Origin of the sequence: Pseudolactococcus piscium, assembly GCF_002441695.1 — a bacterium.
Taxonomy (GTDB): domain Bacteria; phylum Bacillota; class Bacilli; order Lactobacillales; family Streptococcaceae; genus Pseudolactococcus; species Pseudolactococcus piscium.
In genome coordinates this window covers 1-16,477 of record NZ_JXJW01000012.1, presented here as the reverse complement: position 1 = coordinate 16,477, position 16,477 = coordinate 1, and the positions used below count along the sequence as shown (strand labels likewise).

Here is a 16,477-nt window from a genome sequence, read left to right as displayed (position 1 = left end):
TTAAGATGATTCGTGTTATAATAAATGTAACTAATTAAGAAAATGGGTTCTTTATGGCAGGTAAAATCCGATCGAATACCGTAGAAGCACAAGATGCAATTGCAACATTGACAGGTTTAAAAGACATGTCGAGTTTTAAAACTGTTGATTTTGGCGAGAGTAATGTACAATCGATGCTGAATGGAAAACAAATTGCGAATGAACTGATGAATGATGTTGCCAAAATCACTTCTTGTGTCTTAAGACAAGCTAATAAATTCCCTGAACTCGCTCAACGTATTGCATTACGTGATAGTCAAGATGCGAAAGGGTGGCACTAATGCCTAAAATCGTGAGAGAAGACGATAATTTTTCGTCATTTATTTGGAAAGATTTATCTCGAGAAGCCCTTACCTTTGTTCATACGCATTATTTTAGTGATGAGATGACCGTCGATGACTACATCAAGACCTATTATTCAAATAAAATACGGTATTTTAAGGAAGAAGCAGACAGACTTTTTGAGGAAGCAAAGGAAACCTCGTATCTTTTTAGCCCTGCTAAAACAGCCTGAAAATGGGGTTGACTTTTTCGATTTGGCAGATAGCTTGTTTATCTCTGAATCCACTTTAAAACAGGATATCCAATGCTTAAAAGGCAATCTTGTAAATGACCCGATTCAAATCGTATTTGAGGGTAACTATGTTAAGCTAACTGGGACTGAACGTGCGAAACGAGGCTACTTGATTTCACTTTTGTATAATGAAAGTGACCTGCAAGAAAAGTTAAAGCAAAGCATTCAAGATATGATTGGGTATCTATCACTAGACAAGTTGAATGGGCTAGTTCAAGAGGTATTATCAGCCCACCAGATGCAACTGAATCAGTATGTCTTAGATAATATCAGTTTGCATTTAGCGATTAGCATGGCGCGGATCAAGCAAGGTCATACCTTGATGAGCTTTCCAAAACATGAGCTGTTAAAGCGTAAATCGACTTTTAAAATCGCGGAAGAAATTGCTGACAAACTCGCTCAAGAATACGACATTTATTTCTCAGAGATCGAGCTCGCACAGCTATCTTTACTCTTCATTGGTCTACAAAATGATACCCAGCTTCACCTGCAAAATGACACCCTAACCTGCTTTGTTGATCCAGAGATTATACAAGCACTCGAAACCGTCTTAGCAGAAGTTGAACGGACCTATCTAGTCGACTTACATGATACTGCTTTTTTCAACCAGCTGGCCATTCATTTACAAAGTCTCTATCACAGATCAAGATATGATACGTTTACTAGAAACAATAGTCTAATGGATTTAAAAAGCGCTTATCCGCTGACCTATGATTTGGCAGTTTACATCGCTTCTTTAATTCAAGAACAGCTGGCGATAAAGATTAATGATGATGAAATTGCCTTCATTGCGCTACATATTGGTGCTTATTTAGAGAATGAGCGATATGATAAAAATCGAATCAGTCTGAACCTGTTTGTCAATGATTATCATGATATCGGTAAGAAAATGCGTGAGCAACTCGTGTGCTATTTTGGCAAGAGTGTGACGGTTGATGTGATTGAAAAAAGTGATCTTGCCCCCTTGTCCTCTGAGTTACTGATAACAACTGATCCAGCTATCGCATCTACTTATGCACATGCGGTTAAGGTACAGCCATTTCTGAGAGCTAAGGACTTGAAAAAAATAGCTCAGGCGATTGATACCTTAAGCATGACACGCAAGAAAAGTCATATCTGCCACTTGATCGATACCCTTATACCGGCTGACTTATATTTTGGTCAGCTCGCATCAAAAGATCTCACGCCGGTCATGATTCGCAAGCGACTCTATCAGCGCATGCAGCAAGCAGATTATGTCGATCAGACGTTTTTATGTGAAGTTGAGAAGCGAGAAAAGATGTCGCCAACTAGTTTTCCATCAGGTATTGCCGTACCGCATGCTGTGGCACGCGTTGCCCTTAAAAGTGGTGTAAGTATCATGACCTTAAGGCATGCCATCATATGGGAGAATTATCCAGTCAAATTAGTCGCCTGTATCGCCATTAATCAAGCTGATGCTCGGGTATTTAATCGCTTCTTTGAGCAGTTTATTATGCTTGTGTCAGACGACCTGAATGCCAAAAGACTGAGTAGTTGTAGCAGTCATGCTGACTTTATCAGCACGATTAAAGCTATGGTTATGGCGGGCGACTAAAGAAACGACATAACAATATCAAGCGTCAGTAAACGCTATACCGATACCTCAGAAATCGACAGTAAGTAGCTGTTGTCGATTCTTGAGGTATTTTTGCTTAGCGTTGCCAATATATGGCTTGACCGCAAGGAAACTGCCTTTGTATGCTGAGCAATATTGAAAAATTCGGAAAATTACGTTAAAATAAGATATGGAAATAAATGGTCAGACTAGATTAGCAGCAGTCCTTGCAAACCCTATCAAACACTCTCTGTCACCACTGATACATAATTTTGCATTTGAACAGCTTAATGAAAATGGCGTTTATCTTGCATTTGAGATAGCAGAGCAAGATCTACAAACAACAATAGCGTCGATCAAGTCCCTAGAGATGTATGGGGCTAATTTGTCTATGCCCTATAAAGAAGCCGCACTCCCTTATATGGATGAGCTTTCAGAGGTTGCTAAACTGACCGGTGCCATCAACACGATCGTCAATCAAGATGGTCATTTGTTTGGTACCTCAACAGATGGTTTGGGATTTTTCAAATCGCTTAAAGATTTTGTCATCAAAGATAGTGAGATTACTGTCATTGGTGCTGGTGGGGCAGCACGTGCGATTATTGCTGAAGCAGCGCTACAAGGTGCAGGCCGAATTACAGTTTATAATCGGACCTATAAACCAGACCTATTTGCAGGCTATCCAGGAGAGATCATTTTCAAACCTTTATCAGAACTAGCGAGTTTGACTGGTGATTTATTGATTAATACGACCAGTGTTGGCATGGATGGCATCAGTATGCCGATCGCATCTGATATGAAATTGCCCAAAGACATGATCGTTGCTGATGTGATTTATAAACCGATCGAAACGCCCTTGATCAAATATGCCAAGTCTCAAGGGAATCAAACGGTGAATGGCTTAGGGATGTTGCTTTATCAGGCAGCAGAAAGTTTTACCCTATGGACTGGAAAGGAAATGCCAACTGACTTGATTTGGCCAAAATTGGAAGAAAAAGTATATGGATAAACAGACAGTCACACCGAAAATGGCAAATCAAAAACAGACTACAGCTGCTAAAGTGACCAAGCTTGTTGTCCACTATCCAGCAGGTGAATCACCTGACTGGGTTGAGCCAACTCACTATCAGCCCTATCGGTTTGGCATTGGCAAAGTAAGCAAGCGACCACTGGTTGCCATCTGCATGAATCCGTCAGCTGCCAGAGACCAAAGCAGTGATAGAACCGTTAATCGTGTCATTTCGGCCAGTCAAAAATTAGGCTATGATGGCTGGGTTGTCTTTAATACTTATCCAGAACGTGCGACTGATGCGGCTAACATGGCTGAGGTTGATCAAGCCTTGTCCCAAGAAAATATCTCCGTGATCAGTGCATTTTTGTGTGAACATGAGATTACAGAAGTTTGGGGTGCTTGGGGAGATCTTAAGTATGAAGCCTTACGACAAGGTCGGGATGCGATATTAGCAGTCTTAAAAGCGCAAGGTATCAAGATTTTCCATTTTGCTGAGCCAACCAAGGCTGGCAATCCAAGACACCCCCTTTATCTTAAGGTTGAAGCTGAAAGGAAACGTTATTTATGAAAAAACTACATGTAAATTTACCAGATCATCCTTACGATATAATCGTGGCGCGTGGCTACTTATCACAAGCAGGTGAGTGGGTCGCAAGTCTATGGCAACAACAAAAAATCGTGATTATAACAGATAGTCATGTGGGTAGCTTATATGCCGATGGCGTGAAAGCGTCACTTGAGGGTGCAGGATTCGACGTTGCCGTCTTTACCTTTCCAGAAGGAGAAGCCTCGAAGACACTGGCGACAGTTGAAACTGCCTATCAATTTTTAGCTGAGACTGGCTTGACGCGCTCAGATGGTATCGTCGCACTTGGTGGTGGCGTTGTCGGAGATTTAGCAGGTTTTGTCGCCTCAACTTATATGCGTGGCATTCATTTTCTACAAATCGCAACGAGTTTGACTGCGCAAGTCGACTCATCAGTAGGTGGGAAAACGGGGGTAAATACTGCCTATGCCAAAAATATGGTCGGTACCTTTACCCAGCCTGACGGTGTCTTAATCGATCCAGATTGTCTGGCAACTTTGGGAGAACGAGAACTATACGAAGGTATGGGAGAAGTCATCAAGTGTGGCTTGATCGCTGATATTGAACTATGGGAAATTTTACAAGGCTTGACAGGTGAGGTCGATAATCTACTTGCTAATGCTGAATCACTGATTTACCATGCCTGTGATGTCAAAAGAAAAGTGGTAGTCGAAGATGAGTTAGATAATGGCACACGCCTCTATCTTAACTTTGGTCATACGATCGGTCACGCCATCGAAGCAACGGCAGGTTATGGTACCGTCATGCATGGTGAAGGTGTCGCAATCGGTATGATCCAGATAACTAAAGTAGCTGAGGAAAAGGGACTGGTTGCCCCTGGACTTACGCAGGCTATCCGTGACATGGTTGTCAAATTTCATCTGCCAACGACTGTTGCAGACTGGGATGTAGCCCGTCTTACTAAGGCCATGACCATGGATAAAAAAGCACGTGGTGCCCTGATCAAAACAGTCCTTGTGCCAAAAATAGGACAAGCGATGATTAATGAAGTCGACATGTCTGCTATTTCTGACTGGTTAGCCTAAGGGCGTTTTGTAACATGTCGTCATGCATGATATGAGAGTTGAAGCGGTTATAAAAGGCCTATCAGTTTGCGCCTTATGGTAAACATGATAAAATAAGATACTAAGTTGTTGCGTTGAGAGACTAGCAAATAAGCGTTATGAAAATGGAGATAAAGTATGAGATATTTCACAGCTGGAGAAAGTCATGGCCCTCGCTTAACAGCGATTATAGAAGGCATTCCTGCAGGCCTTAGTTTAAGTTCATCTGATATTAATCAGGAATTAAAACGCCGCCAGGGTGGGTATGGTCGCGGTGGCCGTATGTTGATTGAAAGTGATCAAGTAGAAATCACGTCAGGTGTCCGTCATGGTGTTACCATGGGTAGTCCGATTACCCTAAATGTGACCAATAAAGATTTTAAAAACTGGACAAGCATTATGGGTGCTGATGACGTTGAAGACAAGTTCAAAGCACAACGTAAACTGACCAAACCACGTCCTGGGCATGCTGATTTAGTCGGTGGTATGAAATACCGTTTTCCAGATTTGCGTAATGTTTTAGAGCGCTCAAGTGCGCGTGAAACAACGATGCGTGTGGCGATCGGTGCAGTTGCTAAGCGCTTACTATCAGAGTTAGGGATAGAAGTGGCCAGCCATGTAACCGTATTCGGTGGCATCGAAGTGGCCATTCCTGAGAACTTGACGGTATCAGAAATTCGCAAGCGTGCGAGTGAGTCTGAAGTGTCGATTGTTAATCCAGACCGTGAAGCAGACATTAAAGCCTTGATTGATCAAACCAAAAAAGATGGTGATACCATCGGTGGTGTCGTAGAAGTTGTTGCGGGTGGTCTACCAGTCGGTCTAGGCTCTTACGTTCAGTGGGACAAAAAATTGGATGCAAAAATCGCTCAAGCTGTTGTTTCGATCAATGCCTTTAAAGGTGTTGAGTTTGGTATTGGCTTTGATGCGGCCTATAAACCAGGTAGTCAGATTATGGATGAAATCCTTTGGAATGAAGCTGACGGGTACACACGTAAGTCAAATAACTTAGGTGGTTTTGAAGGCGGCATGACAAATGGTGAATTAGTCGTTGTAAAAGGTGTGATGAAACCAATTCCAACGCTTTATAAACCCTTGATGTCAGTCGATATCGACACGCACGAACCTTATAAAGCACAAGTAGAACGGTCTGACCCGACGGCAGTGCCAGCAGCAGCAGTCGTTGCTGAACATGTGGTCGCTACTGTTTTAGCAACAGAAGTCTTAGCAAAATTTGCCTCAGATAACATGGCTGAACTCAAAGAAAATATAGCCCGTCACAACGCCTATATCAAAGGATTTTAAGGCATGATTGACTTTATTACTTGTCTAAAGGAGGCCAAATCATGAGCAATAAAACAATCCTGATTGCTGGTCTAGGCCTCATTGGTGGCTCTTTAGCACGTGCAATCAAAGCAGGCCATCCAGAGTATCATGTTACTGCCTATAACCGTAGTCAAGCGCCAAGGGATTTTGCTATGCAAGCAAAGCTGGTGGATGAAGTATCAGATGATTTTGAGCAGTTGGCTGTTGCCGCTGACGTGATTATTTTAAATTTTCCTGTCCAATTATCCATCAAATTTTTAGAGACATTAGCAAACTTACCTTTAAAGCCAGATGTTTTGATATCTGATTCAGGCTCGACAAAACAAGAGATTATTAACAGCGCTGAAAAGCTATTTTCAGGTCAAGCAGTTCGTTTTGTAGGTGGGCATCCGATGGCAGGATCCCATAAAACGGGTGTGATTGCATCTGATGCGCTCTTGTTCGAAAATGCCTATTACATCTTGACACCATCACCTTTATCCAAACCTGAGGACCTAGCGGAACTCAAGTTGATTTTATCTGAAACGCATGCTAAGTTTATAGACCTATCAGCTGCTGAACATGATGCGATGACAGCTGTAACCAGCCACTTCCCACACGTTGTGGCAGCAGCATTAGTCAATAATGCCGATGATTTTTCTGACAAAATGCCCTTTACCAAAAATCTTGCAGCTGGCGGTTTTCGGGATATGACTCGGATTGCTGAGAGTTCGCCAGATATGTGGGCTGAAATTTTGATGTCTAATCCAGATAATGTGGTTGATCAAATCGATCAATTTACCGACAAATTACAGGCTGTTAAAAGCTTGATTCAAGATAAGCAGTCTGATGCTGTTTGGCAATTTTTCGACCAAGCACGCAAGCTTCGGGCGCAAATGCCCATTCACAAAGGTGCTATGGCTAATTTCTATGATCTATTCATTAGTATTCCTGATAAATCAGATGCTATACATGATGTACTTGGGTATTTTTCTTGTCATCATTTAAGTATTATCAATATCAAAATTAATGAAACGCGTGTTGAACTAAATGGTGTGTTACAGATTACCTTTAAAACAAAACATGATTTAGAGACAGCAGAAGGCTTGATCAAAGCAAATACGGATTATGACGTTTACCAATAAGCTAATGAAATTAGCTTATGCTAGCCCTCATGTGTAAAGGTTGAATACGGACATTCACCCAGTGACTAAAAAGTAAGGATGATATACAGTGAAATTACAGACAAATGCAAGCGGCCTTCGCGGTCAACTTAAAGTACCAGGCGATAAGTCCATTAGTCATCGCAGTATTATGTTCGGTGCCCTAGCCCAAGGTGAGACACGCGTACATGATATCTTACGTGGTGAGGATGTGCTTTCTACCATGGCCGTTTTTCGGGAAATGGGCGTTAAGATTGAAGACAAGGGAGCAGAAGTTATCGTACATGGTGTCGGGTTTAAGGGGCTTTCTGCACCCAAAAATCGCCTTGATATGGGGAACTCTGGCACCTCTATTCGGCTCATTAGTGGTGTTTTAGCTGGACAACCATTTTCAGCTGAGCTATTTGGTGATGATTCCTTGTCTAAAAGACCGATGGATCGCGTGACGATACCACTCAGAGAGATGGGCGTGAGCGTTTCAGGAGAAACTGATCGTGATTTACCTCCACTTAAGATGACAGGTTCAGCCCATTTAAAGCCGATTAATTATACCTTACCTGTTGCTTCTGCACAGGTGAAATCAGCCTTGATTTTTGCAGCCTTGCAAGCAGAAGGTGAATCTGTCATTACTGAGAAAGAACTCACAAGAAACCATACTGAGGATATGATCCAACAGTTTGGCGGACAGATCTCGATCAATGGCAAAGAAATCCGTGTCAAAGGTGGCCAAACCTTTACTGCAACTGACATCACAGTACCAGGCGATATTTCAAGTGCAGCCTTCTTTCTAGTAGCAGGCCTTATCCTGCCAAATAGTGACATCACACTAAAAAATGTTGGCATAAATGAAACACGCACAGGTATCATAGACGTGATTCAGGCAATGGGTGGCAATCTGGTGATTTCAGATCGCGACGAGCTAGCAAAATCTGCTACCTTAACCGTTAAAACATCAGAACTTAAGCCAACTGAGATTTCAGGAGATCTGATTCCTAGACTGATCGATGAATTACCAGTCATTGCCTTGCTTGCGACGCAAACAAATGGCACGACCATTATCCGAGATGCTGAGGAATTAAAAGTCAAGGAAACCGACCGTATTCAAGTCGTAGCTGACATGTTAAATGACATGGGTGCTGCCATCACACCGACTGATGATGGCATGATTATTAGAGGCAAGTCACTGTTAACTGGTGCAACGATTAATACCCAAGGCGACCACAGGATCGGTATGACAGCAGCAATCGCAAGTTTACTCGTCAAAGCTGGTGAAGTCACGCTAGAGCGTGCAGAAGCAATCGATACCTCATATCCGACTTTCTTCCAAGACTTGATAAGTTTAGTCGATTAAAAAATAGGGGTATGAACAACTATCCTATGCATGCTCCTATCTAGAAAGACCTGCTCATGATTACTAACCCACATCAGCTTATCGCAATCAGTCAGCATCCGGAGTATTTGGATGCTGCTGTTACCTACTTTTCTGAGGCTTTTGGCATACCAGAAGAAATTTATAGGGATAGTATCACAGCTAGTTTAACAACGACATCTACCTTACCTCGCTTTTATGTCCTGGTAAAAGGGACTGAGCTTGTCGGCTGTTTTGGGCTAATTACAAATGATTTTAATAGCCGTCAAGACCTGTACCCTTGGCTTGTGGCCTTGTTTGTCTCTGAAAAATACAGAGGACAAGGCTTAGGTAAACTGTTGATCCAGCATGCTGTGTCAGAAGTTAAAGAGATGGGCTATCCGAGTTTGTATCTGGTGACAGATCATACCTCATATTATGAAAAATTTGGATTTGAGCATCTGGGTAGTGCTTATGGCCTCGATGGGCCAGCACGTTTGTATGCCTATCAAATCTAAACAGTTTTTAGCTAATGGTGGCGAGTCTGAAAGGATTGCTGTGGCCTAGTTTTTAGAAAAAAATATAGAAAAAGAAGTGGAATTCCCTACTTCTTTTTTTTATAGGTTAGATAAGCTGATAAAACTAAATAAAATGACTTGACCGCGTACTAGGTGCACGGTGTATAATGTCTTTAAAGGAGAAAACGAGATGAATACCCTATCTTCTGGTCAAATTGCTGAGCTATTTGGCCTACCAAAATCAAAGCTGCGTTACTATATTAACAAAGGGCTATTATCTCCTCATGTTGATGAGGAGAACGGCTACTATCTATTTGATGAGTCAGATATTTATCGACTTTATCAACTCATCATATTTAGAAAAATTGGGTTTTCTATTTCTGATATTAAGGCGAGTCAAGCAGTAGATGATTTGATGCCCTTATTACATAAGTCAAAGCAGATGTTGCAAGCAAACATCGATGAGCTAATCAGCTTACAAAAGTTAACGACTAAGATTATCGATTCTCATGATAGTAGTCAACTTGATGACGTTTACTTTGTTGCGCATGCTGATCGTTACTTTAAAAAGTTACCGCAAGATATGGTAACTAATGGGGAGATTAACTACCTTAGTGCAAGCAAACAAAAGGAGTTTAAGATAGATCAGCCTTATTTCATCCAGTCAAATGAAGCGCAAGTTGATGTCTGCTATGCATCACAAGTATCTGATTATGATCATGTTTATTTAGCTGGTAACTATGCATGTATCAACTTTTTAGTAGCTGATGAAGTCGGCCTTGACCTGAAAATTAGTCAATTTCTAGAGGATCCACTCTTTCAGTTGACCCAACCAAAAGACAAGCAAATCCTAGTCTATGAAAATGTCACGCGTTCTCTAGCCTATAACAGTGGCCTAGTTTATACTGTGGAAGTGTGTGTATGAACAAAATGATTAAGCCAGTAGCTGCCTATGATCCTGATTATCTAAGTCAACAGCTTAGCCAGTTAATCAGTCAAGGATTTTCAGCCAAATTCACACATCAGATGTTTTCTAAAAAAACTGCCACTCGAGCAATCAAAGTCATCAGTGATTATCTTGTCATGTCACAGCAGCATACTTTAGCGATTTGTGAGATAGAGGGACAAATTTGTGGGTGTTTACTTATCAGCGAACACCCAAACAATTTAGTGCATCTCTACCACTTTTTTAGGCGGTCATTAACTGCTATGCAATCACTCAAGCTATTATTGCTAATGATGATGCTTTCCTATCGGCCACAAAAAAATGAAGGCTATATAGAGTTAGTCGTAACCGATCGAAAATTTTATAGATTAGGGGTTGCCCAATCTTTAATAGAGCATAGCATGACCATGACTAGTAAACAGCGTCTCACGCTGCATGTAGCAGACACGAATCAACAGGCAATTAAACTCTATGAAAAATTAAACTTTAAACGTATAAAACATGAATCAAGTCGGCTTTTGTATTGGCTGACTGGGAAAAAAGGCTGGTATTTAATGAGGTGGGAAAATGAAAAAAATTAAATGGATTATGGCAGTTTTAACTGTGCTGATTGTTGCATCTGGCATCATATTTATGATAGGTAATCACTATCAGATGACTGAAAAAAGGGTTGAGATACCTACGGAAAAGGCGAAACTCTCTGCAGTCATCACCTTCCCCAAGCAAAAAAAAATAAAAGGGATTATCGTTTTTGTCCATGGAGATGGGCCACAAAATGCAACACAAGATGGTGGTTACAAACCGGTAATGGAACGATTTGCTAAATCAGGCTTCCTATCTGTATCATGGGATAAAGCTGGTATTGGGAGCTCAACTGGCAACTGGTTAGACCAATCCATGGACGATCGTGCCAAGGAAGTTTCCCAAGTGATTGCCTGGTTAAAAACAGCCTATCCAAAAGAGGCAAAGCAGGTTGGGTGATACCAAAAGTCATGGCGACAAATCCTAAGATTGATTTTTCAATTCTTGTAGGACCAGCCATTAACTGGATGCGACAAGGGCTATATAATACAGACTGGCGCATAGCAGATGCAGGCGGCTCAAAATCAGAGCGATTAGCAGAGCGGGCAGCTTTTGAAAAAGATGCCCAGCTGATTAAGGAAAATGCAACAGTTGATGGCTACAAATCTGCGGGTGGAAAAGAAAACCTATCATCAGATAGATACTTATTTATTCGTCGCAACTTAGATGCAGATGCAACAGCAGATTTAGCCAACATAAAACGTCCCCTATATTTAGTGCTAGCAGAAAAAGATAAAAATGTAGATTCATTAGAAACAAAAGCTGTTTATACAGACATTGTCAAAAAGTCAGTCTTACAAGTCAAGACGATCGCAAATACCGAACACATGATGTTAAATCCTAAGATAGCACATCATCAATTCTTAGTCACACTTACTGCCGTCATGATGCCTAAATACTTTTTAGTTGATCAAGATTATCTTGATTATTGTCAAGAAGTAGCTGAAGCGCAGTAAGGGGAACTAATAAAAATAGGTAATTTTGTCTAAAGTGTTGACAATTATCTAATAATTTGGTAATATACTAAATATAGAAATTTGTTTCAATCAAACCTGTTATGATTAAAGCAAATCTCGTCTACCAACTAGGGTGCTCGCTGAGATTGACTCCGAGCACTCTAGTTTTTTTTTATCGTTTTTTTAAGTTAGCCATACATTGCTAGTCATTGATAGCAGGTCACTCTGTGTTAATCTAATGAATACCTAGCCTAGCTAAACATATCAGAAATAAGGTTCAAAATAGGTTTAGGTAGTTGGGTGTCTTTGACTGGTAAGTTACTCCTGAAATATGATAGAAAATCTGCTATAATAAGAACTATTATGACAAATCACATCGTACTTTTTGAACCCCGTATTCATTTTAATACTGGGAATATTGCCCGCACCTGTGCAGCAACCAACACACATTTGCACCTGATTCGCCCTTTTGGTTTTGAGATTACGGATAAAAACCTCAAAAGAGCAGGATTGGACTATTGGGATAAGGTTGAAATCGTCTATCATGATGATTTAGCCGCTTTTTTAGCGCATGTCAATGCTGATGAAACAGCTAGTTTACATCTGATTACGAAATTCGCTGAGCATGATTATTCAGAAACTGATCTGTATACTGATCAAGCAGATCATTATTTTTTATTTGGTCGTGAAGATACTGGCTTACCTGAGGACTTCATGCGTGAAAACCCTGAAAAGGCCTTGCGCATACCTATGAATGATGAACATGTCAGAAGTTTGAATTTATCAAATGCGGCTGCCATCGTGATTTATGAATGTCTCAGACAACAACAGTATCACGGACTGGAATTAGTTCACAGATATGAAAAGGACAAATTAAAATGAAGCTCTATTTTGTACGTCATGGGAAAACAGTATGGAACCAAGAGCGCAGACTGCAAGGGATGACTGGAGATTCTCCCTTATTAGCAGAGTCACGTCTAGAGGTTGCTAAACTTGGTGATTATTTGGCAGATGTCACCTTCGATGCCATGTTTTCAAGTCCCTCTAAACGTGCAGTAGACACGGCAATGATTTTATCTGAGCATAATCAGCACCCGCGTGACATCATCAAAAAAACCGAGCTATTTGAATGGAATCTGGGTATATTTGAAGGGATGCTGATCGATGATGCCATCAAAAAAAATCCCGAAAATATGAATGCCTTTCGCCATCATCCAGAACAGTTTTGGGGTAATCCGTTCGGTGCAGAAAATCTATCAGATATTCAGCGTAGATTTGGGAAGTTTATAGCAGAGGTATCGCAACAAGGATATGACAATGTTCTCGTTGTCAGCCATGGGGCTTTTTTATCTAGCTCAATCAGGATGCTAGTCCAAACACCGATCGGTGAATTACGTCCAGGTGGTGTAGGTCTTGATAATAATACACTGTCTATCGTTGATTATGATGGAACGCATTATGTCTTAACGCATTGGAATGAAAAACATGGCTGATAAACTTTATTTTGTGGGGACGATTGAAGCGATTTTCTTCAGTAACCCAGCTAATTTTTATAAGGTGCTATTACTTGCCATTACAGATACCAATGCTGATTTTAAGGACGACGAGATTGTTGTCAATGGGATTATAGGGGATGTGGTTGAAGGGGATAGCTACAAATTTTTTGGTGAGCTAACCAATCATCCTAAATATGGCGAGCAGCTTAAAGTAACGACCTATGAAAAAGATGTCCCCACGTCAGGAGCAGGTTTAGTCAAGTATTTGTCTAGCGAGCACTTTCCTGGTATTGGCAAGAAAACAGCTGAAAAAATCGTCGCAACCTTTCCAGAAGATACCATCGATCATATTTTAGAGACACCTGAGCATCTATCAGGTATTTTGTCGTCTGAAAAATTAGCTGCCTTTGTTAAGCGTCTATCTGAAAATCATGGTATGGAAAAAATCCTATCCAAACTGGCCAAGTACGAACTCCCTAGTAAGCTAAATTTTCAAATTTATGACCTCTATAAGGAGGCGAGTTTAGATGTGATTAAGGAAAACCCCTATCAGCTTGTTTTTGATGTCAAAGGCATCGGCTTTAAAAAAGCAGATAAAATCGCCGAAGATGAAGGGATTTCAGCTACCAGTGATGCACGTATTCAAGCAGGGTTAATCCATACGGTGCTGACCCATTCACTTGACAGTGGTGACACTTATATCGAAGCACGGGATTTACTGAATCAGACCATCGACTTGCTAGAATCAGCTAGAAATGTAGAAATTTTAGCTGACCAGGTGGCAGAGATGATTAACGTCTTGCTAGCTGAAGGCAAACTGCAGGCAATTGGGACAAAATTATTTGAGAACTCCTTATATTTTGCGGAAGATGGGATCTATCAGCGCTTAGACAAGCTAACCAATAGCAAGGTTACTAAATTAGCACAAGATAAATTTGAGACGATTATAGGCGATGTCGAAGCTAAGCTTGAGATTCGCTATGATAGTCTTCAAAAAGAGGCGATTTATAAGGCGCTGACCCACCAATTTTTCATCCTGACAGGTGGACCAGGAACAGGTAAGACAACCGTAATAAAGGGAATCGTTCAGGCCTATGCTAGCCTAAATCATTTAGACTTAAATCCGGATAATTATACGGATGATGTCTTTCCAATCGTCCAGTTGGCACCTACGGGACGTGCGGCACGCCGGATGAACGAATTAACTGGCTTACCGGCAGCGACGATTCATCGCCAACTAGGGCTGAACTCGGATGATTTAGAGGATGACTTTGGTAACGATTTATCCGGCAGTCTTTTGATTGTGGACGAGTTTTCGATGGTGGATACCTGGCTAGCCAATAAACTATTTGCGGCCATCCTACCCTCTATGACGGTTATCTTCGTTGGCGATGCAGATCAACTGCCATCAGTTGGCCCTGGACAGGTATTTGCGGATCTGCTTAAAATCCCTGATTTTGCGACCGTCAGATTAGATAAAATCTTCCGTCAGGGTGAAGGTTCTACGATTACAAATCTAGCCCATGACATCAAAAATGGACAACTACCAGCAGATTTCACTGCTAAGAAAGCTGATCGGTCTTATATCGAAAGTAAGGCAGTCAATATCCCAAACTATATCGAGCAGATTGCCAGTGCCTGGATGAAGCGTGGTAACGACCCCTTTGATTTACAAGTATTGATCCCCATGTACAAAGGCGTAGCAGGGATTAATCAGGTCAATAAATCACTGCAAAATTTGTTTAATCCCCTAGCTGATCGACTAGAATTTCTCTTTCAGGATACGATTTTTAGGCAAGACGATAAAGTCCTCCATCTGGTTAATGAAGCATCCCTAGACGTCTTTAATGGTGATATTGGCGTGATTACTGATCTAGTCCCAGCCAAGTATACAGAGTCTAAACAGGATGAGATTGTCATGAGTTTTGATGGCAATGAAGTCAGCTACCCAAGAGCTGAGTGGTACAAAATCACCCTGGCCTATGCCATGTCTATCCACAAATCTCAGGGGAGTGAGTTCCCAAGTGTCATCGTGCCCATGGTCGCGAGTTATCATCGCATGCTAGAGCGTAACTTACTGTATACAGCGATTACAAGAGCTAAACAGTCCTTGATCTTACTCGGTGAGGGACAGAGTTTCCAAACAGCAGTCAGTCGACAAGGCGCTAACCGTAAAACATATCTGGTTGAACGGTTTGGACTTACCACAACATCAGATCAAGCAGCAACTAATTCAGAAGCAATTCCTGTCAAAGAAACAGTTATCGAAACAGCGGTAATCGACAAGACAGCCTTTAAAGATGTCGCAAGCGATCAGGTAGCTAGTGATCAACCAGCAGTCGAAAGTACTGGACTAGGCGCTAAAACAGCAAATTATGTTTTGACAATGGAAAATGTCCTAACGATCGATCCGATGATTGGGATGACGGCAGAAGATGTCGCTGTATTTAGTAAATCCAAATAACTGGTCAAATATCAGCAGTAGGTCATAAGGAAAATACCCATGTACAAAGTATCTAAAACTGATAAATTGAAAATGAACAGACTAGAACAGCAAGTGCAGACTGTTTGTCAAGCCCATAATTGTGATGACCTATTCAAACATTTAGTTGCTGTAGCGCAGGCATCCAAAGCCTTAGCAAAGCAAGTCGGTGCAGATCAAAACAAGGCTTATATTGCTGGCTTATTGCATGATATTGGCGGTATTTTTCCCAATGAGGAACGGATAGGTAAGGCAAGAGAATTTGAGCTATCACTTTTTAAAGAAGAACTTGCCTTACCGATGATTATCCACCAGAAGTTATCTAAAGTACTTGCCAAGCAAGTATTTGAGATAGCAGACGAAGATATATTATCAGCAATTTGCTGTCATACCACTTTAAAAGCAAATCCGAGTTTATTAGATAAGACAGTCTTTTTAGCTGATAAAATCAAATGGGATGGTGCAGGTCAACCACCTTATTTGCAAGACTTGCTTGTTGCATTATCTATTTCTTTATCAGAAGGCTGTTTATTTTATATCGATTATATACTAAATCATGATATTAAAGTCTTACATCCCTGGTTACTAGCCGCTAAGGTATCACTAGCAGATGAAGTAGCAAATAAATAATAAAAATTCCTTACATCACAGAAGTTGTCTAGCTTTGATGTAAGCTTTTTTTGTTAACTTTTAGTTGATAGATCTCAAGCGACTTTAATACAAATTTTGATATGAATTTAGATGAAAATGCCTACAAAACAGGATAAAGTTTGCTTTGTTATCTAAAAAGGTGTAACATGTAATTATCAGAATAATGAATGAAACAGTCG

At 40.9% G+C, this 16,477-nt stretch carries 18 protein-coding genes; all 18 read left to right on the top strand.

Annotated elements, in window-relative coordinates:
• Positions 1-53: 53 nt before the first annotated feature.
• The 18 genes from RU86_RS06670 (at position 54) to yqeK (ending at position 16,277) form a co-directional block, all read left to right on the top strand.
• Positions 54-320, top strand: a complete 267-nt coding sequence (locus RU86_RS06670; protein ID WP_096814638.1) for a hypothetical protein — start codon at positions 54-56, stop codon at positions 318-320.
• Complete coding sequence (locus RU86_RS12065) at positions 320-553, top strand: hypothetical protein (protein ID WP_179296234.1); 234 nt, start codon at positions 320-322, stop codon at positions 551-553. Before RU86_RS06670 ends, RU86_RS12065 begins: the two co-directional genes overlap by 1 nt.
• Positions 501-2,189: a BglG family transcription antiterminator gene (locus RU86_RS06665; protein ID WP_179296233.1), complete on the top strand. Its 1,689-nt coding sequence runs from the start codon at positions 501-503 to the stop codon at positions 2,187-2,189. The genes RU86_RS12065 and RU86_RS06665 overlap by 53 nt, the downstream gene beginning before the upstream one ends.
• A 190-nt stretch (positions 2,190-2,379) precedes the next feature.
• Positions 2,380-3,198: a shikimate dehydrogenase gene (gene aroE, locus RU86_RS06660; protein ID WP_096814636.1), complete on the top strand. Its 819-nt coding sequence runs from the start codon at positions 2,380-2,382 to the stop codon at positions 3,196-3,198.
• Positions 3,191-3,769, top strand: coding sequence for a DUF1643 domain-containing protein (locus RU86_RS06655; protein ID WP_245810492.1), 579 nt, complete (start codon positions 3,191-3,193; stop codon positions 3,767-3,769). The genes aroE and RU86_RS06655 overlap by 8 nt, the downstream gene beginning before the upstream one ends.
• A complete protein-coding gene (aroB, locus tag RU86_RS06650) occupies positions 3,766-4,833 on the top strand; it encodes a 3-dehydroquinate synthase (protein WP_096814635.1) in 1,068 nt (355 codons plus the stop codon). Before RU86_RS06655 ends, aroB begins: the two co-directional genes overlap by 4 nt.
• A 156-nt stretch (positions 4,834-4,989) precedes the next feature.
• The gene (aroC, locus tag RU86_RS06645) at positions 4,990-6,156 is read left to right on the top strand and encodes a chorismate synthase (protein ID WP_096814634.1); all 1,167 of its coding nucleotides are present in this window, start codon (positions 4,990-4,992) and stop codon (positions 6,154-6,156) included.
• 41 nt (positions 6,157-6,197) lie between these two features.
• Positions 6,198-7,301: a prephenate dehydrogenase gene (locus tag RU86_RS06640; RefSeq protein WP_096814633.1), complete on the top strand. Its 1,104-nt coding sequence runs from the start codon at positions 6,198-6,200 to the stop codon at positions 7,299-7,301.
• A gap of 88 nt (positions 7,302-7,389) precedes the next feature.
• Positions 7,390-8,670, top strand: a complete 1,281-nt coding sequence (gene aroA, locus RU86_RS06635) for a 3-phosphoshikimate 1-carboxyvinyltransferase (RefSeq protein WP_096814632.1) — start codon at positions 7,390-7,392, stop codon at positions 8,668-8,670.
• 56 nt (positions 8,671-8,726) lie between these two features.
• Positions 8,727-9,185: a GNAT family N-acetyltransferase gene (locus RU86_RS06630; protein ID WP_096814631.1), complete on the top strand. Its 459-nt coding sequence runs from the start codon at positions 8,727-8,729 to the stop codon at positions 9,183-9,185.
• Positions 9,186-9,375: 190 nt separating this feature from the next.
• Positions 9,376-10,110: a MerR family transcriptional regulator gene (locus RU86_RS06625; protein WP_096814630.1), complete on the top strand. Its 735-nt coding sequence runs from the start codon at positions 9,376-9,378 to the stop codon at positions 10,108-10,110.
• Complete coding sequence (locus RU86_RS06620; RefSeq protein WP_096814629.1) at positions 10,107-10,712, top strand: GNAT family N-acetyltransferase; 606 nt, start codon at positions 10,107-10,109, stop codon at positions 10,710-10,712. The genes RU86_RS06625 and RU86_RS06620 overlap by 4 nt, the downstream gene beginning before the upstream one ends.
• A complete protein-coding gene (locus RU86_RS12330) occupies positions 10,699-11,112 on the top strand; it encodes an alpha/beta hydrolase family protein (protein WP_245810491.1) in 414 nt (137 codons plus the stop codon). Before RU86_RS06620 ends, RU86_RS12330 begins: the two co-directional genes overlap by 14 nt.
• A complete protein-coding gene (locus RU86_RS12325) occupies positions 11,109-11,669 on the top strand; it encodes a hypothetical protein (RefSeq protein WP_245810490.1) in 561 nt (186 codons plus the stop codon). The genes RU86_RS12330 and RU86_RS12325 overlap by 4 nt, the downstream gene beginning before the upstream one ends.
• Before the next feature lie 363 nt (positions 11,670-12,032).
• Positions 12,033-12,551, top strand: coding sequence for a tRNA (cytidine(34)-2'-O)-methyltransferase (locus tag RU86_RS06610; protein WP_096814628.1), 519 nt, complete (start codon positions 12,033-12,035; stop codon positions 12,549-12,551).
• Entirely contained in the window at positions 12,548-13,162 is a 615-nt protein-coding gene (locus RU86_RS06605; RefSeq protein WP_096814627.1) for a histidine phosphatase family protein, read from the top strand. Before RU86_RS06610 ends, RU86_RS06605 begins: the two co-directional genes overlap by 4 nt.
• The gene (gene recD2 / locus RU86_RS06600; RefSeq protein ID WP_096814626.1) at positions 13,155-15,629 is read left to right on the top strand and encodes an SF1B family DNA helicase RecD2; all 2,475 of its coding nucleotides are present in this window, start codon (positions 13,155-13,157) and stop codon (positions 15,627-15,629) included. The genes RU86_RS06605 and recD2 overlap by 8 nt, the downstream gene beginning before the upstream one ends.
• A gap of 39 nt (positions 15,630-15,668) precedes the next feature.
• Positions 15,669-16,277 (top strand): bis(5'-nucleosyl)-tetraphosphatase (symmetrical) YqeK, encoded by a 609-nt coding sequence (gene yqeK, locus RU86_RS06595; RefSeq protein ID WP_179296232.1) that lies wholly within the window; start codon positions 15,669-15,671, stop codon positions 16,275-16,277.
• Positions 16,278-16,477: the final 200 nt, after the last annotated feature.